The sequence below is a fragment of the Cytobacillus purgationiresistens genome (assembly GCF_030813235.1).
Classification (GTDB): Bacteria; Bacillota; Bacilli; order Bacillales; family Cytobacillaceae; genus Cytobacillus; species Cytobacillus purgationiresistens.
Genome location: NZ_JAUSUB010000002.1, coordinates 59162 through 82459, shown reverse-complemented (window position 1 = coordinate 82459; position 23298 = coordinate 59162). Strand labels below are relative to the sequence as shown.

The 23298-nt window shown below is 38.0% G+C and carries 22 protein-coding genes and 1 other annotated feature; of the genes, 19 read left to right on the top strand and 3 right to left on the bottom strand.

The genetic code is table 11. The annotated features are described in order from the left end of the window. Positions 1-151: 151 nt before the first annotated feature. Both J2S17_RS02960 and J2S17_RS02955 read left to right on the top strand, forming a co-directional pair. Positions 152-1039: a BMP family ABC transporter substrate-binding protein gene (locus tag J2S17_RS02960; protein WP_370874937.1), complete on the top strand. Its 888-nt coding sequence runs from the start codon at positions 152-154 to the stop codon at positions 1037-1039. 32 nt (positions 1040-1071) lie between these two features. Further along, positions 1072-1263, top strand: coding sequence for a ComZ family protein (locus tag J2S17_RS02955; protein ID WP_307471767.1), 192 nt, complete (start codon positions 1072-1074; stop codon positions 1261-1263). An 88-nt stretch (positions 1264-1351) separates the two neighbouring features. On the opposite strand, the gene J2S17_RS02950 is transcribed toward J2S17_RS02955, so the two are convergent. Next, positions 1352-1621, bottom strand: coding sequence for a hypothetical protein (locus J2S17_RS02950; protein WP_307471766.1), 270 nt, complete (start codon positions 1619-1621; stop codon positions 1352-1354). Between the two features lie 330 nt (positions 1622-1951). Here J2S17_RS02950 and J2S17_RS02945 point away from each other — a divergent pair, with 330 nt between their 5' ends. The 10 genes from J2S17_RS02945 to J2S17_RS02900 all read left to right on the top strand — a co-directional run bounded on the left by J2S17_RS02945 (position 1952) and on the right by J2S17_RS02900 (position 12870). Further along, positions 1952-2884 (top strand): beta-ketoacyl-ACP synthase III, encoded by a 933-nt coding sequence (locus J2S17_RS02945; protein ID WP_307471764.1) that lies wholly within the window; start codon positions 1952-1954, stop codon positions 2882-2884. A 48-nt stretch (positions 2885-2932) separates the two neighbouring features. Continuing rightward, the gene (fabF, locus tag J2S17_RS02940) at positions 2933-4171 is read left to right on the top strand and encodes a beta-ketoacyl-ACP synthase II (RefSeq protein ID WP_307471761.1); all 1239 of its coding nucleotides are present in this window, start codon (positions 2933-2935) and stop codon (positions 4169-4171) included. A gap of 534 nt (positions 4172-4705) precedes the next feature. Further along, the gene (locus J2S17_RS02935) at positions 4706-5488 is read left to right on the top strand and encodes a DUF2268 domain-containing putative Zn-dependent protease (protein WP_307471759.1); all 783 of its coding nucleotides are present in this window, start codon (positions 4706-4708) and stop codon (positions 5486-5488) included. Positions 5489-5778: 290 nt separating this feature from the next. Then, positions 5779-6762, top strand: a complete 984-nt coding sequence (locus tag J2S17_RS02930; protein WP_307471757.1) for an ABC transporter ATP-binding protein — start codon at positions 5779-5781, stop codon at positions 6760-6762. Further along, positions 6759-7781: an ABC transporter ATP-binding protein gene (locus J2S17_RS02925; RefSeq protein ID WP_307471756.1), complete on the top strand. Its 1023-nt coding sequence runs from the start codon at positions 6759-6761 to the stop codon at positions 7779-7781. Before J2S17_RS02930 ends, J2S17_RS02925 begins: the two co-directional genes overlap by 4 nt. Before the next feature lie 138 nt (positions 7782-7919). After that, positions 7920-9572 carry a peptide-binding protein gene (locus J2S17_RS02920; protein ID WP_307471754.1) on the top strand — a complete coding sequence of 551 codons (1653 nt, stop codon included), beginning with the start codon at positions 7920-7922 and terminating at the stop codon, positions 9570-9572. A gap of 168 nt (positions 9573-9740) precedes the next feature. After that, positions 9741-10691: an ABC transporter permease gene (locus J2S17_RS02915; protein ID WP_307471752.1), complete on the top strand. Its 951-nt coding sequence runs from the start codon at positions 9741-9743 to the stop codon at positions 10689-10691. 13 nt (positions 10692-10704) lie between these two features. After that, a complete protein-coding gene (gene opp4C, locus J2S17_RS02910) occupies positions 10705-11619 on the top strand; it encodes an oligopeptide ABC transporter permease (protein ID WP_307471750.1) in 915 nt (304 codons plus the stop codon). 201 nt (positions 11620-11820) lie between these two features. Next, entirely contained in the window at positions 11821-12033 is a 213-nt protein-coding gene (locus tag J2S17_RS02905) for a YuzI family membrane protein (protein WP_307471748.1), read from the top strand. A gap of 90 nt (positions 12034-12123) precedes the next feature. After that, the gene (locus J2S17_RS02900) at positions 12124-12870 is read left to right on the top strand and encodes a YjbA family protein (protein ID WP_307471745.1); all 747 of its coding nucleotides are present in this window, start codon (positions 12124-12126) and stop codon (positions 12868-12870) included. A 177-nt stretch (positions 12871-13047) separates the two neighbouring features. Here J2S17_RS02900 and trpS read toward each other — a convergent pair whose 3' ends face one another. Further along, positions 13048-14040, bottom strand: coding sequence for a tryptophan--tRNA ligase (gene trpS, locus J2S17_RS02895; RefSeq protein WP_307471744.1), 993 nt, complete (start codon positions 14038-14040; stop codon positions 13048-13050). Between the two features lie 92 nt (positions 14041-14132). Further along, positions 14133-14359 (bottom strand) — a binding site (T-box leader). A gap of 549 nt (positions 14360-14908) precedes the next feature. Between trpS and J2S17_RS02890 the strand changes: the two genes are divergently transcribed. The 6 genes from J2S17_RS02890 (at position 14909) to J2S17_RS02865 (ending at position 22120) form a co-directional block, all read left to right on the top strand. After that, positions 14909-16543 (top strand): peptide ABC transporter substrate-binding protein, encoded by a 1635-nt coding sequence (locus J2S17_RS02890; protein ID WP_307471742.1) that lies wholly within the window; start codon positions 14909-14911, stop codon positions 16541-16543. A 181-nt stretch (positions 16544-16724) separates the two neighbouring features. Beyond that, a complete protein-coding gene (locus J2S17_RS02885; protein ID WP_307471740.1) occupies positions 16725-17660 on the top strand; it encodes an ABC transporter permease in 936 nt (311 codons plus the stop codon). Next, entirely contained in the window at positions 17661-18578 is a 918-nt protein-coding gene (locus J2S17_RS02880; RefSeq protein ID WP_307471738.1) for an ABC transporter permease, read from the top strand. A gap of 12 nt (positions 18579-18590) precedes the next feature. After that, positions 18591-19658: an ABC transporter ATP-binding protein gene (locus J2S17_RS02875; RefSeq protein WP_307471737.1), complete on the top strand. Its 1068-nt coding sequence runs from the start codon at positions 18591-18593 to the stop codon at positions 19656-19658. Then, entirely contained in the window at positions 19659-20585 is a 927-nt protein-coding gene (locus J2S17_RS02870; RefSeq protein ID WP_307471735.1) for an ABC transporter ATP-binding protein, read from the top strand. Between the two features lie 320 nt (positions 20586-20905). Continuing rightward, on the top strand, positions 20906-22120 hold the full coding sequence (locus J2S17_RS02865; RefSeq protein WP_307471733.1) for a putative glycoside hydrolase: 1215 nt from the start codon (positions 20906-20908) through the stop codon (positions 22118-22120). Positions 22121-22218: 98 nt separating this feature from the next. On the opposite strand, the gene J2S17_RS02860 is transcribed toward J2S17_RS02865, so the two are convergent. Further along, positions 22219-22404 carry a hypothetical protein gene (locus J2S17_RS02860; RefSeq protein ID WP_307471731.1) on the bottom strand — a complete coding sequence of 62 codons (186 nt, stop codon included), beginning with the start codon at positions 22402-22404 and terminating at the stop codon, positions 22219-22221. 258 nt (positions 22405-22662) lie between these two features. On the opposite strand from J2S17_RS02860, the gene J2S17_RS02855 reads away from it, so the two are divergent. Beyond that, entirely contained in the window at positions 22663-23238 is a 576-nt protein-coding gene (locus J2S17_RS02855; protein ID WP_307471729.1) for a GNAT family N-acetyltransferase, read from the top strand. Positions 23239-23298 lie beyond the last annotated feature (60 nt).

Here is a 23298-nt window from a genome sequence, read left to right as displayed (position 1 = left end):
TATCAGTAAAGGTTAGAATGATGATATGGTACGAGATATGAGAGCAAATGCTGCTATCACTAAAGGGGCGGAGAAGGAGATGCAAACAAGCATAATAAAATTTGGATATCTTCTTTTATGCCTTCTTTTATTAGCCTCTTGTGGACAACCTATGTCTACGGGTGAACTCAAGAAAGCAGGATTATTGGTTCCTGATACAGTGAATGATCAGGTTTGGGGTACAAAAGGCTATAAAGGAATGTTAAAGATTCAATCCAATTATGATATTGAAGTATATTACAAAGAGGGAATGGATTCTGAGCTAGTTGTTGAAAGAGCAATAAAGGAGTTTGCGCAAAAGGGGGTTAATTTAATCTTCGGTCATGGGAATGAATATGCGGACTACTTTAATGTGCTGTCTCCTCAATATCCAGATATACATTTTATTAGTTTTAATGGAGATGCAAAAAATAGTAATACAACAAGCTTGAATTTTGAAGGATATGCAATGGGGTTCTTTGGGGGAATGGTTGCTGGACATATGACAGAAACCAACACAGTTGGACTGATTGCAGCATTTGAATGGCAACCGGAAATAGAAGGGTTTTATGAAGGGGTTAACTTTCAAAATAAAGATGCCGATGTTAAAATACAATATGTCGGACATTGGGATGATGCAGTCAGAGCAACAGAATTAATGGATTCTTTACTTGATATGAATGCAGATGTTGTCTATCCGGCAGGTGACGGCTACAACGTGCCTGTTATTGAAAAGGTTAAGGAAGAAGGCATTTATGCCATTGGCTATGTTTCCGACCAATCAGACTTAAGCAAATCAGCTGTCCTAACAAGTACGATTCAGCATGTTGATGTACTGTATGAGCTTGTTGCGGATAAATTTAATGATGGTGATTTAGATTCAGGCAATTTATCATTCGATTTTCAAGATGATGTAATATCACTCGGATCATTCAGTCCGGAGATGGATGAGAAATTTACTGAAAGCTTAAATGCAGCCGTCGAAGATTATAAGGCAACAGGCAAGCTTCCCAATCAATGATATTTTTTGATCTAGTAGGAGGATAAGATAGAATGCAAAATGATAAGACAATGGAGTTTATGCAAATAGCGATGAAGTACATGCCTGAAGCGAAGGAAGAGCTGGAAAAAGCAGGTGTTGAATTATCACTTGAAATGATCCAACCATTCATGACTTTGTTCACGAAAGTGATGACTGAAGCATATGAAATGGGTAAAGCAGACGCTTTAAAAGAGAAAGAGTAAAGTAAATGCCAGCCCTGAATTCTTGAGGCTGGTTATTTTCTTGTCTAAAAAAGATGAAGCTAACGGTTTCCGTTAGCTTTTCCTTTCATTATTTTTTAAAGAAGCTTTGAATAAAAGGTCCTGCCTGTTTAAATAATGGTTTTAACTGTTCTGCAGAAGCCATCAAATTTGTCACATTGTCCATTAGTTCATCCATATCCAGGGTATCTAGGTTATTTACAAACTGTTCTATTTTATTTCCTTTAACTTCCTCTTTTTTTGCATTTCCACCCACTATCCAATCCTCAGATTTATGTGTTCCTTCTTGTTGCCCAAACATAAATTGACTAAAAGAATCACTCCGATTTTTTTCTTTCACTAGTTCCAGCCCTCCCCTTTAAGAAAACCTCATAATAATATATGGGTAAATCGCGTATGTGAATGGACGAATGCATAAATTTAACATGAAAAATGTTGGCATTAAATCATTTTATTTGCTAAAATTAGTACCAAGTCATAATAATTGATATTAAAATATATAAATAAGTCATCTGGATCGAAAAGTGGAGAAGAAACTGGGCAAAGAAGATCGTTCAGTTACGGTGGCTTGTTCTTCAAGTTCTTTAGTCAAACGGAATGAAGTAAAGTACTAACCTCATACCGGAACCAAGCAAGCCACCTCCGCATTTCAAAAAAAGGGAGTGGAGAAATGAATACAGGGATTATTGGAATAGGAAGAAGCCTGCCTGATAGAATTGTTACAAATGCGGATCTTGAAAAAATGATGGATACATCTGATGAATGGATCAGAACAAGAACGGGAATTGAGGAAAGAAGAATTGCAGATGACGAAACAGATACTTCTCATATGGCCTATGAGGCAGCAGTTAAGGCGATGGAAAATGCTGATATAAAGGCAGAAGATATTGACTTAATATTAGTTGCTACGGTAACACCAGATCAACCGTTTCCAAGTGTGGCGTGCGTGTTGCAAGAGAGACTTGGAGCAAAGAAGGCTGCAGCGATGGATGTAAGTGCTGCTTGTGCCGGCTTTATGTATGGTATGATAACAGCGAAACAGTTTATCGATACTAACACTTATAAATATGTATTAGTAGTAGGTGTAGAAAAACTGTCTAAAGTTACGGATTGGAATGATCGAAATACGGCTGTGTTATTTGGTGATGGGGCAGGAGCCGTCGTGATGGGGCCTGTTTCAGAAGGAAGAGGGATTCTCTCCTTTGAACTTGGTGCTGATGGAACTGGGGCAAAACATCTTTACCAAGATCAATATATCATAATGAATGGTCGTGAAGTATATAAATTTGCTGTACGCCAAATGGGAGAAAGTTGTATCAATGTTCTGAATAAAGCAGGGTTGTCCAAGGAAGATGTTGATTATCTCATTCCCCATCAAGCTAATATTCGTATTATGGAAGCATCCAGACAAAGACTGGAACTTCCTGATGAAAAAATGTCTAAAACGATCCGGAAATATGGAAATACCTCCGCATCTTCCATTCCAATCGCAATGGTTGAGGAATTGGAAGCGGGAAAGATCAAGGACGATGATCTTATCGTGATGGTCGGCTTTGGCGGAGGTCTTACATGGGGTGCTGTTGCCCTTCGTTGGGGAAGATAATGTATACAACAATAAAACTGAACGAATCATAAAGGAGTGTCAAATATGATGCAAAAGAAGAGAGTTGTCGTTACGGGAATTGGAGCAGTTACACCGCTCGGAAAAGATGTGGCTATGTCCTGGGCTAAAATCAAAGCGGGTGTATCAGGAGTTGGGCCGCTAACGAGAGTCAATGCGGATGATTACCCAGCAAAGGTAGCTGCTGAAGTAACTGATTTTAACGTTGAAGAATACTTAGAGAAAAAAGATGCAAGAAAGATGGATCGATTTACACAGTTTGCAGTTGCTGCAGCATTAATGGCCGTTGAAGATGCTAAGCTCGACATTAATGATGAGAATGCGCACCGTATTGGAGTATGGGTTGGATCGGGAATCGGCGGAATGGAAACATTTGAGAATCAATTCGAAACGTTCTTAAATCGTGGATACAGAAGGGTGAGCCCTTTCTTCGTTCCAATGATGATTCCTGATATGGCAGCAGGTCAGGTATCCATTACCTTAGGAGCGAAAGGGTTTAATTCATGTACAGTAACTGCATGTGCAACCGGCACGAACTCAATAGGTGATGCATTTAAAGTCATTCAGCGGGGAGATGCTGATGCGATGATCACAGGGGGAGCAGAAGCCCCAATTACAAGAATGTCTGTGGCTGGTTTCTGCGCTAATACTGCGTTATCTACTAATCCTGATCCACAAACTGCAAGCAGACCTTTTGATAAGAATCGAGATGGCTTTGTTATCGGTGAGGGTGCTGGACTTGTCGTTCTTGAAGAACTTGAACATGCGTTAGCACGTGAAGCTACTATTTATGCTGAAATCGTTGGCTATGGCTCAACAGGAGATGCCTATCATATTACTGCTCCGGCTCCAGGCGGTGAAGGCGGTGCACGTGCTATGAAGATGGCGCTTGACGATGGTGGATTAAGCCCGGAGAATATTGATTATATTAATGCGCATGGAACAAGTACTGATTATAATGATAAATTTGAAACGTTAGCGGTAAAAGAGGTATTTGGCGAGCATGCATACAATCTGGCCATGAGCTCAACGAAATCGATGACCGGTCATTTACTGGGTGCAGCTGGTGGAATTGAAGCGATCTTTTCAATTCTTGCGATGAAGGAAAGTATTTTACCACCAACCATTAACTATGAAACACCAGATCCGGAATGTGACTTGGATTATGTGCCAAATAAGGCGAGAGAAAAAGAAATCAATGCCGTCATGAGTAACTCGCTTGGGTTTGGCGGACATAACGCAACGCTTGTTTTTAAGAAATATCAATAATAAATGGTTAGACTGGTGCCGATAAGGTGCCAGTTTTTTTTGTATTGCTCTTTTCAAATTTTTTAATAAGTTTTGATATGACAAACAATTGATAAAAAAGTTGATTGGAGAGGAAAGTGCGAGACTTTTGCGGGAGCAGCAGGACAGGTGAGACCCCGCATGAGCATAGCGATGAGGAGGCTACCCTCCGCCCCGCGGAAAGCGAGCACCTGGGGAGGAAATCATCGAATACCTGCGAAAAGCAACAAATTATACGAAAACTGCCTTTTGTAAAGATATGAAAGGATAAATTTTATAGTTAGGAAAATGTCTAGCGCAAGCGTCCTTCCCGCCCTCGATGGTTTAAGCCAATCCTCCCAGAAAGGTAAAGAACACTTTTAAGTGAGGCTCGACTTATACTATGCCGGAGGGTGAGCAAGGCGCCCCCGAGCTGTTTAATTGCCTTTTTAGGGGGTATTCATCCTCTTTTCTTCGAACCATTCAGTTCTAAACCCATAAAATATATTACTATTTTTTTATTTTGGAGGTTTAGAGATGGGTGTTATTCGTACAGATCAGTGGCTTAAAGAATCGTTTGACAAGCCTGAAGAGTTGATAAAGCCTTTGTTGACAGATTTCAATGAAGATGATTCGCACAAACTTTATGCATTTTTAGAAACGTTTGGCATGTACAGTCCGAATAGAAGGAGCAAAAAAATTTTTGACCAATTAGTTGAAAAAGATAGTTGGGAGACAGTCGAACGTCTTCATAAGAAATACAAGAAAAAATGGCAAGGACCAGATGTTCCCATCTATATCTTTCCTATCGCTGCTGGTGGGATTTTTTCTGATTGGCACGGCGGGATGAAGTCTGGTCTTTCATTCAGTGATAAGATCTTTCTATTTCTTCCAGTATTACAAGATGAAAAGGAGCTCGAGGCTTTATTTGTCCATGAATATCATCATGTGTGCAGAATAAATAAACAACAAAAGACCATAAATCAATTTAACTTGCTCGATAGCATCGTGTTAGAAGGGCTGGCTGAATATGCAGTTGAAATGAACTGTGGGAAACAATATCGATCGAAGTGGTGTACCAAATTCACCCGTGATGAAATTGAGGAATATTGGAATCGTTATGTGAAAGACCATTTAGATGTGAAAAAGAATAAAAGAGTTCATGACCAAGTTTTATTCGGAGGTAAAAGGTATCCTCGAATGCTTGGCTATTCTGTAGGTTACGAAATTATATCAATATTTAGGGAAAGGGAAGTTCTAACAATAAAAAATAGTTTTATATTAGAGGCAGAAAAGTTTCTTCCAAAATTTAAAAAATAATTTATAAAAAATTCAAATAAGGCTAAAATATTGATATTTTTGCCTTATTTTTTACATATATATCATAATAATTACTAACGTCTACCATGTTTCCTATTGATAAAATACTATTTTAAATAGTATCAAAAAGAAGAATTTTTAAAAAACTTCTTGTATTCGTAATCAGTTTGTAATAATATACAGTTAATTAATTATGAAAATTCAGCTAAAGCGGTTAATTGATAATATTTTGAATAATATGTTAATATATTAATTCTTTTAATCTTTTAATCAGATGGGCGGAGGGTGTCATGACTGCATTATTAGAATTAAGAAACTTAAAGACTCATTTTAAGCGAGATAAAATTGATATACCTGCGGTTGATGGGGTTGATTTGACTATCAATAAAGGCGAAACAGTGGCATTGGTAGGTGAGTCAGGGTCAGGAAAAAGCATTACTTCTCTTTCTATCATGCGATTAATCCCAAGTCCCCCGGGGAAAATTGTAGACGGGGCAATACTTTTCAATGGCAATGACCTAGTAAATTTGACAGAAGATGATATGTGTAAAATACGGGGTAATGATATCTCGATGATTTTTCAGGAACCAATGACTTCCTTAAACCCGGTATTAACAGTTGGTGAACAAATTATTGAAGTTTTAATGTATCATCAAAAATTGAGTCGAGCTGCTTCGATTAATAAAGCAGTTGAAATGCTTGAAATGGTAGGTTTTTCTCGTGCGAAAGCATTAATTAATGAATATCCCCATCGATTATCGGGTGGAATGCGGCAAAGGGTAATGATTGCGATTGCAATGAGCTGCAATCCTAAGTTACTAATTGCTGATGAACCAACAACTGCGCTAGATGTAACAATCCAAGCACAAATTTTAGATTTAATGAAAGAATTAAGTGTCAAATATGATACATCCATTTTGATTATCACTCATGATCTCGGTGTTGTATCAGAGGTAGCTGATAAAGTGGTTGTTATGTATTGTGGACAAGTGGTAGAAGAAGCATTGGTGGATGATTTATTTGATGAACCCCTTCATCCGTATACGATAGGATTAATGGGGTCTATCCCTTCTTTGGAAGGTGAAACAGACAGGCTGCAATCCATAGAGGGAACCGTTCCACCACCAGAGCATTTTCCAATAGGCTGCCGTTTTGCTCCCCGCTGCCCTCATGCATTTGATCGATGCAGAGCAGAAGCTCCTAAATTAGTAGAGGTAGCTGGAAGAAGAAAGGTCCGCTGCTTTTTACATAGTGACAAGGAGGCAACAGTATGAGTGCAACAACTATAGCTAAAAAGGGAAATCACCCATCAAATACAGATTCTGAATATTTATTAGAGGTGGTTGATTTAAAGAAACATTTCCCGATTAAAGCAGGGATTTTACAACGTAATGTCGGATCAGTTAAAGCTGTAGATGGTGTTAGCTTTAAAGTGAAGAGAGGCGAAACCATCGGGATTGTTGGAGAATCAGGATGCGGAAAGTCAACTGCAGGCAGGACCTTAATTAGGCTCTATGAACCTACTGCTGGTAATATTCTTTTCAAAGGCCGAAATATCTCGAATATGGGAGAATCTGAGCTAAGAAGATCCATAAGAAAAGATATTCAAATGATTTTTCAAGACCCTTTTGCATCGTTAAACCCAAGGAAAACTTTAAAATACATATTGTCAGAGCCAATGATTACCCATCAAATGTATAAAGGGAAAGAACGGGGAGAGAAAATCGACGAGCTGCTTGAAAAGGTCGGCTTTAATCCAATGTTTGTCAATCGTTACCCACATGAATTTTCCGGGGGTCAAAGGCAGCGGATTGGGATTGCTAGAGCCCTGGCAGTGAATCCAGATTTAATCATCGCGGATGAGCCAGTTTCAGCATTGGATGTATCAATCCAAGCACAAATTATCAATCTGATGGAAGACCTGCAGGATGACTTAGGATTAACTTATGTTTTCATCTCACATGACTTAAGTGTCGTTCGTCATATTAGCGATAGAGTGGGAGTGATGTATTTAGGGAAAATGATGGAGTTCGCCATTAAGAAAGATTTGTATGACGAGCCGCTTCATCCATATACGCAGGCACTCCTTTCAGCTGTTCCCGTACCAAAGAGAAAAGGTGTGGAGAGAAGAGAACGGATTATCTTAAAGGGTGATCTTCCGAGTCCTTCAAACCCGCCGCAAGGCTGTGTTTTCCATACTCGCTGCCCGGCTGCAACGGCTATTTGTTCAGAAAAAGTTCCTGAATATAAGGAAGTGAAGAAAGAGCACTTTGTCGCCTGTCACCTCTATTAAGATATGAGTCATTTTAATATTTTTTGAAAATTAAAATAAAGAAAGTTTATATACTTGAAGGGGGGCGGTGCAAGACCTACTTACTCCACTCTACTCGCTAAAGAAGGATAAAACGAATAATACTAAGGGGGAAATATGATGAAGAAGCAAGCTTGGCTGCTAAGTGTAATGTTAATCTTAGCGATGTTTTTAGCGGCATGTTCTGGAGGTGGCACAACATCTACAGAGAAGAAAGATCCGGAGAAGGAAGAAGCCGCAGGGTCAGATGAACCAGCTCAAGGTGGAGATATGGTAATCGGTACAACAGGCAACCCGACATCATTTAACGGTTTATATTCAAGTGATGCAACAAGTAGTGATGTAGAAGGTTTCATGTTTGAAACATTAGTAGGTTCAGACTTAGAATTTAACCCTTCAGTTGACAACGGGTTAGCTGAAGAAGTGGTTGCAGCTGAAGATGGTCTTACTTATACAGTTAAAATCACAGATAAAGCTAAATTCCATGATGGTGAGCCATTAACGGCTGATGATGTTGTTTTCACATACAATATTCCTTTAAGCGATGAATATGATGGTCCTCGTAAATCATATTTTGAGGCTGTTAAATCTGTTGAAAAAGTAGATGATTATACAGTTAAATTTAATATGAGTAAAGTGGATGCACAGTTTCCTGTTGTTGGTTTAGGATTTAGTATTCTTCCTGAACATATTTTAGGAGAAGTGCCAATTGCCGATTTAGGTGAGCATGAATTTAATACAAAGAATCCAATCGGTTCAGGTCCATTTAAATTTGAAGAATGGAAAGATGGAGAATATGTAAAATTAGTTGCTAATACGGATTATTGGGATGAAGGACCATACTTAGATACAGTTACTTTCAAAATTGTTCCTGATGCCAATGCAATGCTTGCGCAATTACAAGCAGGAGATATTGATTTCTATTCTGGCATTGCACAACCTGATGTACCAGCAGTAGAAGGATTTGCGGATTCAGTTGGACTACGGTTAGAGTCTGGATTAGCCCTTTCCTACACATTCTTAGGATTTAACCAACGTATGGATATGTTTAAAGATGTAAATGTACGTCAAGCCATTACACATGCGATCGATCGTGAATCAATTGTTACGAATGTTATGGCAGGTCTAGGCGAAGTTGCTCACGTTCCTGAAAGTCCATTAAGCTGGGCTTACAATAAAGATGTTCCTACATTTGATTACGATGTAGAAAAAGCGAAAGAAATGCTTACAGCTGCTGGATGGACTCCAGGTTCTGATGGAATTCTTGAAAAAGATGGAGAAAGATTCTCCTTTGAATTAAAAACAAACCAAGGTAATAAAGTTCGTGAAGATATTACAGTTATCCTTCAGCAGCAGTTAAAAGAAGTAGGTATTGAAGTCAAGCCGCAAATTGTTGAGTTCAGCTCATTGATCGCAGATATTGATCCAGGGGTTTGGAACTTTGAAGGAATCGTTTTAGGATGGAGCTTAGGTACTGATCCAGACCCAAGCGGTATTTTCCATACGAAAGAAATAGAAGAAGGTCTAAACTTCACAGGTTATTCTAATCCAGAATTAGATAAATTGATGGATGAATCTTTACAAGAGCTAGATAAAGAAAAGCGTAAAGAAATGATTGGAAAAGTTCAAGTAGGTTTAGCTGAAGATCAAGCATATTCTTTCTTATACTATCCTGAAGAGTTCCGAGCAGTACCAGCGGGCTTACAAGGATATGAATTCCATGCTAAAAACTCTTATTACAATCCAAACAAATGGTGGATTAAGCAAGACTAATTTTAGAAAAAAGAAAGGGAACTCACCCTTCCCTTTCTTTTTTTTCTATCAAATTTACTACATTGAATGAATTAAGAAATGTTTTTCTAAAAAATGAAAATTCTACTGGTTAATCATTATAGCCTGTATTTAGAATAAAATGAAAATGACCGAAAGGGAGACAAGGCAATGATTTCATACATTATCCGTCGAACCTTAATGGCGATTCCGTTGTTATTTGGAATCACCATTTTATCCTTTGCTATTGTTCAAGCTGCACCTGGCGGACCAACTTCAATGATGATGGATCCGACGATGAAGCCTTCAGATCGAGAAAAATTTGAGGAAAAGTACGGATTAAATGATCCAGTCCATATCCAATATATAAAATGGCTTGGGAATATGGTCAAAGGAGATTTTGGGGATTCCTTAATTAAACGAGGTACACCGGTCAGTGAATTAATCATGAATAGACTGCCGAATACCCTGATTTTAATGATTGCATCTACAATTTTGGCTGCCGTCATAGCTATACCGTTTGGAATATATTCGGCGATGCGACCCTATACGAAAGCAGATAATGCCATAACGATTACCTCATTCCTAGGGGTCGCAACACCAAACTTCTGGTTTGGATTACTTTTAATTATGTTTTTATCGGTAAAACTTGGATGGTTCCCTACCGGAGGTGTTGCCACATTGAATGCAGACTTTAGTATATGGGACAGGCTTCACCATCTCATTTTACCAGCAATTGTATTAGCAACAGCTGACATGGCGGCGCTAACGAGATATACAAGGTCTTCAATGCTAGAGGTGCTTCATCAGGATTATATCCGTACTGCTAAATCAAAAGGTTTTAAAGAAAAGCGGGTTGTGTTAAAGCATGGCTTAAGAAATGGTCTAATTCCGATTATCACAATTTTTGGATTAATGCTTCCTTCGTTTATTGGAGGAGCTGCTATTACTGAGAAGGTATTTGCATGGCCGGGGATTGGTCAACTATTTATCGATTCAGCATTTCAGCGTGATTATCCTGTTATTATGGCATTAACCGTAGTATCTGCTGTATTTGTAGTTATTGGAAATCTGTTAGCTGATATCTTGTACGCGATCTTTGATCCGCGTATTGAGTACTAAAGGAGGGGTTACAGTGTCACAAACGAATCCAGAAATCTCTCAAAGTGAATTAGAGCTGAACCCCAATTTAAAGGCAAAGCCTGAAACACTGTCAAAAATATTTTTAAGAAAATTCATGAAGAATAAACTAGCTGTAGTCGGAGCAGTTTTCTTAATTCTTGTTATTGTTGCTTCTACCTTAGCGTCATTTATTTCACCTTACTCGTTTGATCAAGTAAATCTCATGCATAAATTACATCCGCCAAGTGCTGACTATTGGCTAGGTACAGATCGATATGGCAGAGATATATTTACCCGTCTTTTATATGGTGGTCAGATTTCCCTTATGGTAGCATTTGGTTCTGTCATCGGAGCTTTAATCATTGGGGTATCAATCGGGGCTCTAGCTGGTTATTTTGGCGGGATTATCGATGCAATTTTAATGCGTCTAGTAGACATCGTCATCTCCATACCAAGTATTTTCTTATTGATTACTATCGTTACGATCTTTAAACCAAGTATCAGTAATTTGATTATCGTGTTTGCACTTACAAGCTGGACAAGCACAGCGCGTCTCGTACGCGGAGAGTTCTTATCCCTTCGATCACGTGAGTTTGTTCTCGCTTCCAAAACCATTGGTACAAAATCACATAGGATTATATTTGGTCATATCCTGCCGAATGCAATGGGTCCAATTATTGTTGCTGCGACTCTTTTAGTAGGATCGGTCATTTTAGCAGAGGCGGGGCTGAGCTATCTTGGCCTAGGTATCCAACCGCCATTTGCAAGCTGGGGCAATATGCTGCAGGATGCACAAAACTATACGGTCATGCTAACAGCACCATGGTATCCGATTTTTCCAGGATTGCTCATCTTACTGACAGTGTTAAGCTTCAACTTTGTTGGTGATGGTCTTAGGGATGCACTTGATCCAAAATCAATCGAATAATGAACAAATAAATGAGCGCTTGTTTATGAAAACGAGCGCTTTTTATCTTTGGAAAAAATTATAGAGTAAGAATAGTAAATGAATAAAAAATGAATAGCTTTCCATTATTTTACCAATTTTCAGTCAGTATATTTACGAGGTATGAATCATATGTTTATAAATAATGGGACAAGTGTAGAAACTGGAAGGAAGAAAAGATCGATGTTTAGAATCTTTTTTTTATTGTTAGGCTTTGGTTTATCTGTTTCAGGTGGAATCAGTGCAATGATTCATTTGAATTTATTTGCTGCTGGGTTAAAAGTTCATGAGTATTTCATCTATATGTTGGGAAGAGTTGAATTTTATTTTTTACCTATTGGAATCATCATTATATGGTTAAGTATATACTTTCCTATAAAAGAATTTGAGGCTTAAAATCTGGATTTGGTATGTAATGAAGGAATAAATATACTGATAACTGCCTATACTGATTGACAAATAGTATTGTGAAGCGGGGGTAAAAAAATGTTATATCTTCATGATGTGTGGGTCAATTGGTTTGAGGGAGAAGAGAATGGGTACAATGTGTGCCACTTCCATGAATGGCGTAAGGATGATGGAGTCGAACTTCTTGACCAAGTGCCATTATTGAAAATTGAGCCAGTGTTATTTAACTACATTGAAAATGATCTTTCAGAGCTGCCACAACAACTACTTGATGATGTGTTTCAAAAAGCGTACTTAAGAAAAAATCATGAACGGGTCCAAATGGAGTATTGTTTTGTTGTAACAGATGGATCAGGTATTTTAGCGATTGATACAATTGGCTATAATATTCCAATTAGGAAGAGTCGGCTCATTCCAAGACAGGAGCAGTTAGCTTATGAAATGATAGACAATCAGGATGCAATACAGTATTCTTTCAATGACCATTCGTCTTTAAAAGGCTTCCATATTTTATCACCATCGCCAGATTTAATGAATGGGCTGACAAGAAAAGAAAGACAGCTTAAGCAATTGATGTTTATGGCGCTCGATCAATTACATTCATCCAAAAATGACGCAGAAATACGCTATTGGTTTACAGAGTGGAATCCAGCACAATATGCTGAAATCCAGCAATTGAACTTTGAAGATGCATGGGCGCAATTGTTTGATGAAAGTAAACTAGGATGGACAAGCAAGCATGAAAGGTTCTGTGAGAACTTAATTAAAGGACAACCATTCTTTGAGAAATTATGGGAAATGGAGCATGGACCAAAGGTGAATTAACTTATACATATGAAACAACTAGGTTCAACTGCTTCTTGGATGAATAGGGGTTAAGTTAAATAGAGATTACACCTATTCCTTCATGAATGACATTAAGAAAGCTGACAACAGAATTTGTTGTCAGCTTTCTGGTGTTTAGAGGCTAAAGTCTAAATAAATATTCCACTTTGGTAAGGATTATTTTCTCTTTCTGCCCAGCCCCATTGCATTTTCCATTTTCTTAACCATTTTTCCAGCAACGAAATTAGCCTTTTCTGCGCCTTGATCTAAAATATCATCCAGCTCAGTTGATTCCAAAAGTTCATGATACTTATCTTGTATTGGTTTTAATGCCCCAATAACCACATTTGCTAGGTCACCTTTGAAATCACCGTATCCTTTTCCTTCATACTTTTGTTCGATTTCAGAAATAGGAATACCAGAGAAAATAGAATAGATTGTTAACAGGTTTGATACGCCAGGCTTGTTTTCTTTATCAAACTTGACGATGCCATCAGAATCAGTAACCGCACTTTTTATTTTCTTTTCAATTTGTTTTGGTTCATCAAGAACAGAAATAAAAGCCTTTTGATTCGGGTCGGATTTACTCATTTTTTTAGTTGGTTCCTGAAGGGACATAATTCGTGCACCGACTTCTGGAATTCTCACTTCGGGAACCGTAAAGATATCATTGTATTTTTTATTAAACCTCTCAGCTAGGTCACGAGTTAATTCTAAGTGCTGCTTTTGATCCTCTCCCACTGGAACTAAATCAGTATTGTATAATAGTATATCTCCAGCCATTAAAGGAGGGTAGGTTAATAATCCTGCCGTTACGGCGTCTTTACCAGCTGATTTATCTTTAAACTGTGTCATTCTTTCTAGTTCGCCGATATATGCAACACATTGAAGCATCCATGCAGCTTGGGCGTGTGCCGGAACTTCTGATTGAACAAATAATGTCGCTTTGTTTGGATCAATACCAACTGCAATATATAAAGCTGCAAGGCTGCGGATATTCTTGCGAAGCAGTAATCTATCCTGAGGGACAGTAATTGCATGTTGATCCACTATACAAAAATAGCATCGATATTCATTTTGTAATTCGACAAATTGCTTTAGTGCACCGATATAGTTTCCGATTGTTATCGTACCGCTCGGTTGAATTCCAGAAAAAATTGTCTTCTTCATGTTTTTGACCTCCTACAAATTGCGTGAAAAAATAGCGGCTGAAAGAATTAAAAGGTAACTTGAACACAAAAAAGACCATTCGTCTCCTATAACCTAGGGACGAATGGTCCGCGTTGCCACCCTAATTACTCAATAAATGAGTCACTCTCCATCTTGCATGATCTACAAGATTAACTGATAACGCAGCTATGCGTAAAAATAAGTTGCTTATTTTTGAAAGCTCAAAAGTCCATTCCATCTATTAGGATGCTTGTTTACACCAACCACAAGCTCTCTTCAAACCATTATAAATGTACTCTTCTTTTTTCACAGCAAATTTTGTATTATATTTTTAATAATAATATAATATTCACTTTGTAAAATCAAGTGAATGCTATAACAGAATGAAAATAACCAGCTGTTATATACCAAAATTATTCGACATAATTTGCATATGAAATGCTTTTCTACCAATGGTAATAGACCATTAATCTGTGAATTACAAAAATATAGATAATTTGGATTATTTAAAACGGACTTGCAATAAATTTTTAAACTAATTATAATAAAACCTACCAAACGACTCTTTACAATATCGTTACAATCTCTCAAGATATCAAAATCTTTTGCAGCGACCGTAATATAGTCAGCCGGTAAGTTTATAAGACTACATGAGATTGCTTATCCATTATATTACAACTAGAATTATCAGAATATAGGGAGATATCAATCTTTGTGTGTAATATAAACTTGCTTTTTTGGTAGTGCCCTAAAATAATCGACTTCCTTTTTTTGTATGGAGTTTACAGATTATTTGAGTAATCTACTCTATATGTACACTTGTAGTTTTGTAAAAGATGCGTTTGGAAAAATAATAGGGGGTTTCACCGTGAAAAAAAGATTTTCTATCTTTTTCAGTATGTTGCTTGTTCTTAGTTTGTTTTTAGCAGCTTGCGGCGGCGGCGGCGATAATGCAGACGGCGGCGACAAAGGCGATGGCAAAGATGTACCTCAAGATTTAAAAGTAAATATCAATACTGAACCACCTTCCTTACACCCAGGATTGGCTCAAGATTCAACTTCTGGAACTGTTCTTCGAAACACTATGGAAGGATTGACTCGTATTGGTCCTGACAATCAGCCTGAAAAAGCAATGGCAGAGGATTGGGATATTTCTGAAGACCAAAAAACATACACATTCAAAATTCGTGATGCAAAATGGTCAAATGAAGATCCTGTAACTGCTCAAGATTTTGAAAAAGCATGGAAATGGGCACTTGACCCAGAAAACCAATCTACTTATGCTTACCAGCTTTATTACATTGAAGGTGCTGAAGCAGCAAATTTAGAAGGCGGCAGCCCTGATGATATCGGTGTAAAAGCAATTGACGATAAAACTTTAGAGGTTAAATTAGTTAACCCTACTCCATATTTCTTAGAATTAACAGCATTCTACACATACCTTCCATTCAACAGCAAAATTGCTGAAGAAAATGCAAAATGGGCAACAGATGCTGGTGATGACTACACAACTAATGGACCTTTCCATATGACTGAATGGTCTCACAGTGACAAGATTGTCCTTGAGAAAAGCTCAACTTATTGGGATAAAGAGGCTGTAAAATTAGACACAATCGAAATGGTTATGATCAATGATCCAAACACAGAACTATCTATGTTTGACAACGGCGAACTTGATTGGGCTGGAGCGCCAACAGGTGCACTTCCAACAGATGCAATGCAAGCGCTTAAAGACAATGGTACGCTTGTGACACAAGCTATTGCTGGTATTTATAACTACAAATTCAACACAACTGTTGAACCGTTAAACAATGTTAATATCCGTAAAGCATTAGCTCATGCTATTAACCGTGAAGAGTTAATTGCAAATGTATTACAAGGTGAGCAATTACCAGCAATGGGTATCGTGCCGCCAACAATGTTCCCTGAAAACGAAAAAGGACATTTCCCTGATAACGATATTGATGCAGCGAAAGAATTCTTGAACAAAGGCTTAGAAGAACTTAATTTAAAAGATCCTTCTGATCTTCCGGCGATCGTTCTTTCTTATAACACATCAGAAGCACATCAAAAAATTGCGCAAGCAATTCAAGATATGTGGAGCCAAAACCTTGGCATTGAAGTAACACTTGATAATGCTGAGTGGAACGTATACCTTGATAAAGTTGATAACATGGATTACCAAGTAGCTCGTTTAGGCTGGTTAGGTGATTTCAATGATGCTATGAACTTCTTGGAAATGTACCGTGACGCTGATGGTGGAAACAACAGCACTGGATGGGAAGATCCAAAATTCCAAGAGTTGCTTTCACAATCACAAACTGAAACAAATCCTGATGCACGTCAACAGTTATTAAAAGATGCAGAAAAAATCTTCATGGATGCAATGCCAGTTGCACCAATTTACTTCTACACTAATAACTGGGTTCAAGATGAAAAATTGAAAGATGTTTTCGTATCTGGTCTTGGTGATGTTCAATACAAATGGGCATTCTTTGAATAATTATAGGAATTTGACGAAAGGTATATGGGGTAAATTGTCCCTATATACCTTCGTTTCTGTTAAAGAATTAAATTTCCTGCTAGTTACATTAAAAGAAGAAATTACTATTTATAGTAGGCATTTTCAGCTTTGACATTTGCCCTTCTTTATCTGAACAGTATTAAATTGGAGGTGTTGGACAATGGCGAAATATATCGGAAAGCGTCTGCTGTATATGCTTATTTCTTTATGGTTAATCGTAACAGCAACATTTTTCCTCATGAAAATTGCACCCGGGAACCCTTTTGCTTCTGAAAAAAAGCTCCCGCCTGAAATTCAAGCTAACTTGAATGCGCACTTTGGTTTGGACAAGCCGTGGTATCAACAATATACGGATTATTTAATGAATGTTGTTACATGGGATTTCGGTCCTTCGTTTAAATATAAGAGTCAAACAGTTAATGACCTAATTTCAGATGGCTTCCCTGTTTCATTTATTCTGGGATTAGAAGCGATTTTCCTCGCCGTTGCATTCGGAATTCTTTTCGGAGTAATTGCAGCATTAAAACAAAACAAATGGCAAGATTACACAACAATGGCCATTGCAGTACTAGGAATCTCCGTACCATCCTTTATTATGGCAACGTTTTTACAGTATTTCTTAGCAATAAAACTTGGTGTGTTCCCTGTAGCCAGATGGGAATCATTCATGCATACAATACTCCCGGCGATCGCCTTAGCAGCAGGTCCGATGGCGTATATAGCAAGGCTAACTCGTTCTAGTATGTTAGAAGTGCTGGCGAATGATTACATTAAGACTGCAAAAGCAAAAGGCTTAAGCAGTGGTGTTATTACTGTAAAACATGCAATGAGAAATGCTCTCCTACCAGTTGTTACCTACTTAGGGCCATTAACAGCGGGTGTCTTAACAGGAAGTTTTGTTATTGAAAAGATCTTTGGAATTCCAGGCTTGGGCTTCCATTTTGTTACAAGTATTACAAACCGCGACTATACAGTAATTATGGGTGTTACAGTGTTCTATAGCATTATCTTGCTTGTCGCTATTCTCCTTGTTGACATTGCATATGGAATCATCGACCCACGGATTAAACTCGCTGGCGGGAAGAAAGGAGAGTAAATGATGCAGATACCTAATGATAAATTCAAAGTAGTCGGTACACATTTAAGTGATACTGAAAAAATATCTAAGCCAAGTCTTTCGTTTTGGAAAGATGTATTTATTCGTTTTCGAAAGAACAAGCTCGCTGTATTTGGATTAATTTTATTAGCGATTTTAATCTTCATGGCGATCTTTGGACCATATATGACAGAGTATGATTACAAGATGACTGATTTAACAAATAAAAATCAGGCTCCTTCTGCTGAGCATTGGTTTGGTACAGATGATCTTGGACGCGATGTATTTACTCGTACTTGGGAAGGTGCAAGAATCTCCATTTTCATTGGTGTTGCAGCTGCTTTAATCGATTTATTCATCGGTGTAGCATGGGGCGGCATTGCCGGCTATAAAGGCGGGCGAACCGACGAACTAATGATGCGTGGTGCAGATATTTTATCTGGGATTCCATATCTATTATTAGTTATATTATTAATGGTTGTTCTTGGTCAAAGTCTTGGAACAATGATTATAGCAATGACCATAACCGGTTGGATTAATATGTCTCGGATCGTAAGGGGACAAGTGCTCATGCTTAAGAGTCAGGAATATGTTTTGGCTTCGAAAACACTTGGAGCAAGCACATCTAGAATTATGTCAAAACACTTAATTCCAAATTCAATGGGACCAATTCTTGTAACCATGACACTAACTGTTCCTTCTGCCATTTTTACAGAAGCGTACTTAGGTTTCCTTGGCCTAGGATTAACGCCTCCGCTTGCAAGTTGGGGAACAATGGCAAATGATGGTTTACCAGCATTGCGTTACTATCCTTGGCGTTTATTCTTCCCAGCTACATTTATTTGTTTAACCATTTTTGCATTCAATGTAGTCGGAGACGGATTACGTGACGCTCTAGACCCAAGAATGCGCAAATAAGGGAGTGAGAAGATGGAAAAAATACTTGAAGTAAAAGATTTAAAAGTCTCATTCCAAACTTATGGCGGACAAGTACAAGCTGTACGCGGTGTAAGCTTTGACCTTCATAAAGGTGAGACATTAGCAATTGTTGGTGAGTCAGGATCTGGGAAAAGTGTTACGGCACAAACTCTGATGAAGCTGATCCCAATGCCTCCTGGAAAAATAACTGGCGGACAAATTATGTTTAACGGTGAAGATATCGTTAAGAAAACCGATAAAGCAATGGAAAAAATCCGCGGTAAAGAAATGAGCATGATCTTTCAGGATCCAATGACTTCACTTAATCCGACCATGAAGATTGGGACGCAAATCATGGAAGGTTTAATTAAGCATCAAAAGATGGCAAAAGCTGATGCAAAAAAGAGAGCCATTGAATTATTAAAGCTTGTAGGTATTCCAATGCCAGAGCGTCGTGTGAATCAATATCCGCATGAGTTTTCAGGCGGTATGAGACAGCGTGCAATGATTGCTATTGCTCTAGCGGCTGACCCTAAGCTTCTTATTGCAGATGAGCCTACAACGGCACTGGACGTAACAATTCAAGCACAGATTCTAGAGCTGATGAAAGCTCTGCAAGGCAAGCTCGATACCTCAATCATTTTTATTACTCATGATTTAGGTGTTGTTGCAAATGTTGCTGACCGCGTGGCTGTTATGTACGCAGGTCAAATCGTTGAAATTGGTACAGTTGATGAAATCTTTTACGATCCAAGACACCCTTATACTTGGGGATTGCTTGCTTCTATGCCAAGTTTGGAAAACAATGATCATGATGAATTGGCTGCTATCCCTGGTACGCCGCCTGATTTAACCAATCCTCCTGTGGGAGATGCATTCGCAGCGAGAAACAAATATGCACTTGCAATTGATTATGAGGAAGAGCCACCAATGTTCCAAATCTCAGAAACGCATTTTGCAAAAACATGGCTGCTCCATCCGGACGCTCCAAATGTTGAACCGCCGGAAGCTGTGCAAAAGCGAATTCGCAGTCTTTCCTCCAATTTTGAAAAGCCAGTGCTTGTGAAGGAGGGTAAATAAATGGCTGAGAAATTACTAGAAATAAAAAATTTAAAGCAGCATTTTAATGTTGGTAAACCCAATATGGTTAAAGCTGTTGATGGTATTTCTTTTGACATTTACAAAGGCGAAACCTTAGGTCTTGTTGGTGAATCGGGTTGTGGTAAGTCTACAACCGGACGCTCAATCATTCGCTTATATGATGCAACAGACGGCCAAGTTAACTATGATGGTGTCAATGTACATGGAAAAAAATCTGCGAAAGATTTAAAAGCATTTAATCGCAAAATGCAAATGATTTTCCAAGATCCATATGCTTCTCTTAATCCGCGTATGACAGTAGCAGATATCATTGCAGAAGGCATTGATATTCACGGTCTAGTGAAGACAAAGAAAGAGCGTATGGAAAGAGTGTATGAGCTGTTAGAAACAGTTGGACTAAATAAAGAACACGCAAACCGCTATCCGCATGAATTCTCAGGCGGCCAAAGGCAACGTATTGGTATTGCCAGAGCGCTTGCTGTTGATCCGGAATTTATCATAGCAGATGAACCGATTTCAGCACTGGATGTTTCTATTCAGGCACAGGTTGTTAACTTAATGAAAAAGCTTCAACGTGAAAAAGGGTTAACTTATCTGTTTATCGCTCATGATTTGTCAATGGTGAAATACATTAGCGATAGAATTGGGGTAATGTATTTTGGGAAGCTTGTAGAATTGGCTCCAGCCAATGAACTATACAATAACCCTATACACCCTTATACCCAATCTTTGCTTTCAGCAATCCCGCTTCCAGATCCAGAATCAGAGCGCACTCGTCAGCGTAAAGCATACGACCCGGCTGTTCATCAATATAGCGATGACGAGCAGCTTGAGATGAGAGAAGTATCACCAGGTCATTTCGTTTACTGTTCTGAAAAAGAATTTAAGCAATATAGCGTTAAATAATTCACAAAAAAACGATCTCAATTTGAGATCGTTTTTTTGTGAATTAATCTGTTCAAAACAGAAAAACTAAAAACAAAAGAGACCTCAATAAAATTTCGAATATTTAAATTTAGTTTAGCGCTTTCACTCATTAATGCGGTTTGATGTATATAGTATACATTAGTCTGTATGAAATTACTATTGTGAATTTTATAATTAATTGATTTTTTTAAGTTTTTATTAATTTTAAGACTTTATGCTTTTCTCAAAGTGGTGTTTTTCTTGTAGAATAAAGGGAAATAAGAGAAAAAAAGCTCGTTTTTTGAGGAGGGACAATAATTATGAGTAACCTGAAAGGATCGTTGGTTTCTTTACTTTTACTTGTAGTATTCTTTTTATCTTACATAAATGTGAGTGCGGAGGATGGTGAGTGGAAGATGGACAAGCATTCACCAAAAGAATTTTTTGGTTTTGTTCGAGAGCTTCCTGAGCAAATGAGCCGTTTTCAATATGATTCCGGCTTCGTATTTGATTATCCAGATGCGATCAGAGGTGTTTATGTTACAGGGCCATCTGCGGGAGGTAAACGATTTAATGAACTCGTGGATACCATGAGAGAGACCGACTTAAATGCAATGGTCATTGATATGAAGGATGATTGGGGAAAGCTTACATATGTGCCGGAAGATAAGAAGAAATATGAAGGAATCATTGAGCCTTATATAAAAGATCCAAAGAAGATGCTATCGGTGATGGAAGAGGAAGATATTTATCCGATTGGTCGCATTGTTGTATTTAAAGATACGGAGTTAGCCATGCTAAAGCCTGAGTGGGCGTTTAAAGAAGGGAAGAACGTCTGGAAGAATGGACGTGGCGAATCCTTTGTAAATCCATTCTTGAAGGAAGTATGGGACTATAACATCGATATTGCAATCGATGCGGCTAAGCTAGGCTTTCAGGAAATTCAATTCGACTATGTTCGATTCCCGGAAGGCTTTGAAAATAAGGATAAAACCTTAAAATACAGTAAAGGACACTATGCAGATCAAATAGACGGAGATGATGTGCAACTGAGAGTCCAAGCTGTTACTGATTTTGTAGAGTATGCCAAGGAAAGACTGGAGCCATACGGAGTAAAAGTGTCAGTAGATATTTTTGGGTACACAGCTACCTTGCCTGAAGCTCCGGGAATCGGGCAAAACTTTTCAAAGATTTCAGAGCATGTTGACGTGATATCTTCAATGATTTACCCAAGTCACTGGACCTCATACTTTGGAGTTGAGAAACCTGACCTTGAGCCATATGAAATCATTAAGGAGTATGCAAAGCTTGAAAACAAAAAGATGGAAGAGCTGGAGAATCCGCCTATTTCAAGACCTTGGATCCAAGATTTTACCGCATCATACTTAGGGAAAGGAAATTATATGACATATGGAAAAAAAGAAGTTGAAGCGCAAATCAAGGCTTTGAATGAACAAGGGATTGACGAGTATTTACTTTGGAATGCTGGTAATAGGTATACAGAAAATGTTGATTATACACCTATGAAAGAATAAAAAAAGAAGCAGTTATGCGCCTGATATTCAAGGGCATAACTGTTTTTTATTTGACACCGTTGATATATCCGTTATCATAGAATAGTGGAAAGGAACATTTATTTCCTTTTCCCGCCTACATTATTCCATCCGGTTTGCACTTTAGCAGATTGGTCTACGAATTCGGATTTTTTCTTGCCACCAAAAAATCTTTCACCTAGCCCGTTTGTGAGTACTCCCAAAAAGGCTGTCAATCCAATTACGAGCAAAGAAACTAAAATCAAGTCTGAAAAGTAACCAATCATGATAAACCTCCATCTTTCTTTTCACAAAATAGCTGTGAGTAATATGAAGTATGCTTAGCTATATTTTAATCTATCTTTTATTGTATGAAAAGAGCAGTTTTCACAAATACTTCCTAATAAAGCATAGTACTGCTACAGATTTGTCTTTTTTAAGAATTTATATTCTTGAAAATATTTTTTATGAACCTGAAGATCGTCTGGAAACGAAAGCTGGGAGCTTATCATGCTGGAAATATCATTTAACAAAGGAGCAAATCCATGCATTGGTATGAAAAACTAAATCAATATTTTCCGATTGAAGAAATGAAATCAAAAGAGCATATGGAAACTTTATTAAAGGAGAGACCTGATATTTATCATAAAGCTGAAGGTCCATTACATGTGTTGATGTATGTTGAGCTTGAAACATTTGTTTTTATTGATTATTTATTTGTCTCTAAAGATGCTCGCGGTCAGGGATTAGGCCGAAAGTTAATCGCTCAGCTAAAGGAAAAAGGGAAGCCGATTATTTTAGAGGTTGAGCCAGTTGATTATGAGGATACGGATACGGAGAAAAGATTGCGTTTTTATAAGCGAGAAGGTTTTGAGCATGCTCAATCTATTGGTTATCGAAGACGCTCACTTGCAACGAAGGAAGTGAACGCAATGGAAATTTTGTATTGGGCTCCGAACAACGAAAGTGAAGAAATGATTTTTGACGCAATGAAAAAAACATACGAACTCATTCACACTTATAAAGATGCTCATTTCTACGGTGAGTCTTATCAACCAGTTGAAGAAGTACTCACCTTTTCAGAAAAAGAACCAGAGCGTGATGTTTTAAAGGATATCTAATATAAAATAAGCACAAAAGCTGGCATATATGATCACTCCTTGCCAGCTTTTGTGCTTATT

Bases quoted from the DNA above. Each gene is read 5' to 3' on its own strand.
- J2S17_RS02960 (WP_370874937.1), top strand. From the start codon at position 152: ATGTCTACGGGTGAACTCAAGAAAGCAGGATTATTGGTTCCTGATACA.
- J2S17_RS02955 (WP_307471767.1), top strand. From the start codon at position 1,072: ATGCAAAATGATAAGACAATGGAGTTTATGCAAATAGCGATGAAGTAC.
- J2S17_RS02945 (WP_307471764.1), top strand. From the start codon at position 1,952: ATGAATACAGGGATTATTGGAATAGGAAGAAGCCTGCCTGATAGAATT.
- fabF (WP_307471761.1), top strand. From the start codon at position 2,933: ATGCAAAAGAAGAGAGTTGTCGTTACGGGAATTGGAGCAGTTACACCG.
- J2S17_RS02935 (WP_307471759.1), top strand. From the start codon at position 4,706: ATGGGTGTTATTCGTACAGATCAGTGGCTTAAAGAATCGTTTGACAAG.
- J2S17_RS02930 (WP_307471757.1), top strand. From the start codon at position 5,779: ATGACTGCATTATTAGAATTAAGAAACTTAAAGACTCATTTTAAGCGA.
- J2S17_RS02925 (WP_307471756.1), top strand. From the start codon at position 6,759: ATGAGTGCAACAACTATAGCTAAAAAGGGAAATCACCCATCAAATACA.
- J2S17_RS02920 (WP_307471754.1), top strand. From the start codon at position 7,920: ATGAAGAAGCAAGCTTGGCTGCTAAGTGTAATGTTAATCTTAGCGATG.
- J2S17_RS02915 (WP_307471752.1), top strand. From the start codon at position 9,741: ATGATTTCATACATTATCCGTCGAACCTTAATGGCGATTCCGTTGTTA.
- J2S17_RS02905 (WP_307471748.1), top strand. From the start codon at position 11,821: ATGTTTAGAATCTTTTTTTTATTGTTAGGCTTTGGTTTATCTGTTTCA.
- J2S17_RS02900 (WP_307471745.1), top strand. From the start codon at position 12,124: ATGTTATATCTTCATGATGTGTGGGTCAATTGGTTTGAGGGAGAAGAG.
- trpS (WP_307471744.1), bottom strand. From the start codon at position 14,040: ATGAAGAAGACAATTTTTTCTGGAATTCAACCGAGCGGTACGATAACA.
- J2S17_RS02885 (WP_307471740.1), top strand. From the start codon at position 16,725: ATGGCGAAATATATCGGAAAGCGTCTGCTGTATATGCTTATTTCTTTA.
- J2S17_RS02880 (WP_307471738.1), top strand. From the start codon at position 17,661: ATGATGCAGATACCTAATGATAAATTCAAAGTAGTCGGTACACATTTA.
- J2S17_RS02875 (WP_307471737.1), top strand. From the start codon at position 18,591: ATGGAAAAAATACTTGAAGTAAAAGATTTAAAAGTCTCATTCCAAACT.
- J2S17_RS02870 (WP_307471735.1), top strand. From the start codon at position 19,659: ATGGCTGAGAAATTACTAGAAATAAAAAATTTAAAGCAGCATTTTAAT.
- J2S17_RS02865 (WP_307471733.1), top strand. From the start codon at position 20,906: ATGAGTAACCTGAAAGGATCGTTGGTTTCTTTACTTTTACTTGTAGTA.
- J2S17_RS02860 (WP_307471731.1), bottom strand. From the start codon at position 22,404: ATGATTGGTTACTTTTCAGACTTGATTTTAGTTTCTTTGCTCGTAATT.
- J2S17_RS02855 (WP_307471729.1), top strand. From the start codon at position 22,663: ATGCATTGGTATGAAAAACTAAATCAATATTTTCCGATTGAAGAAATG.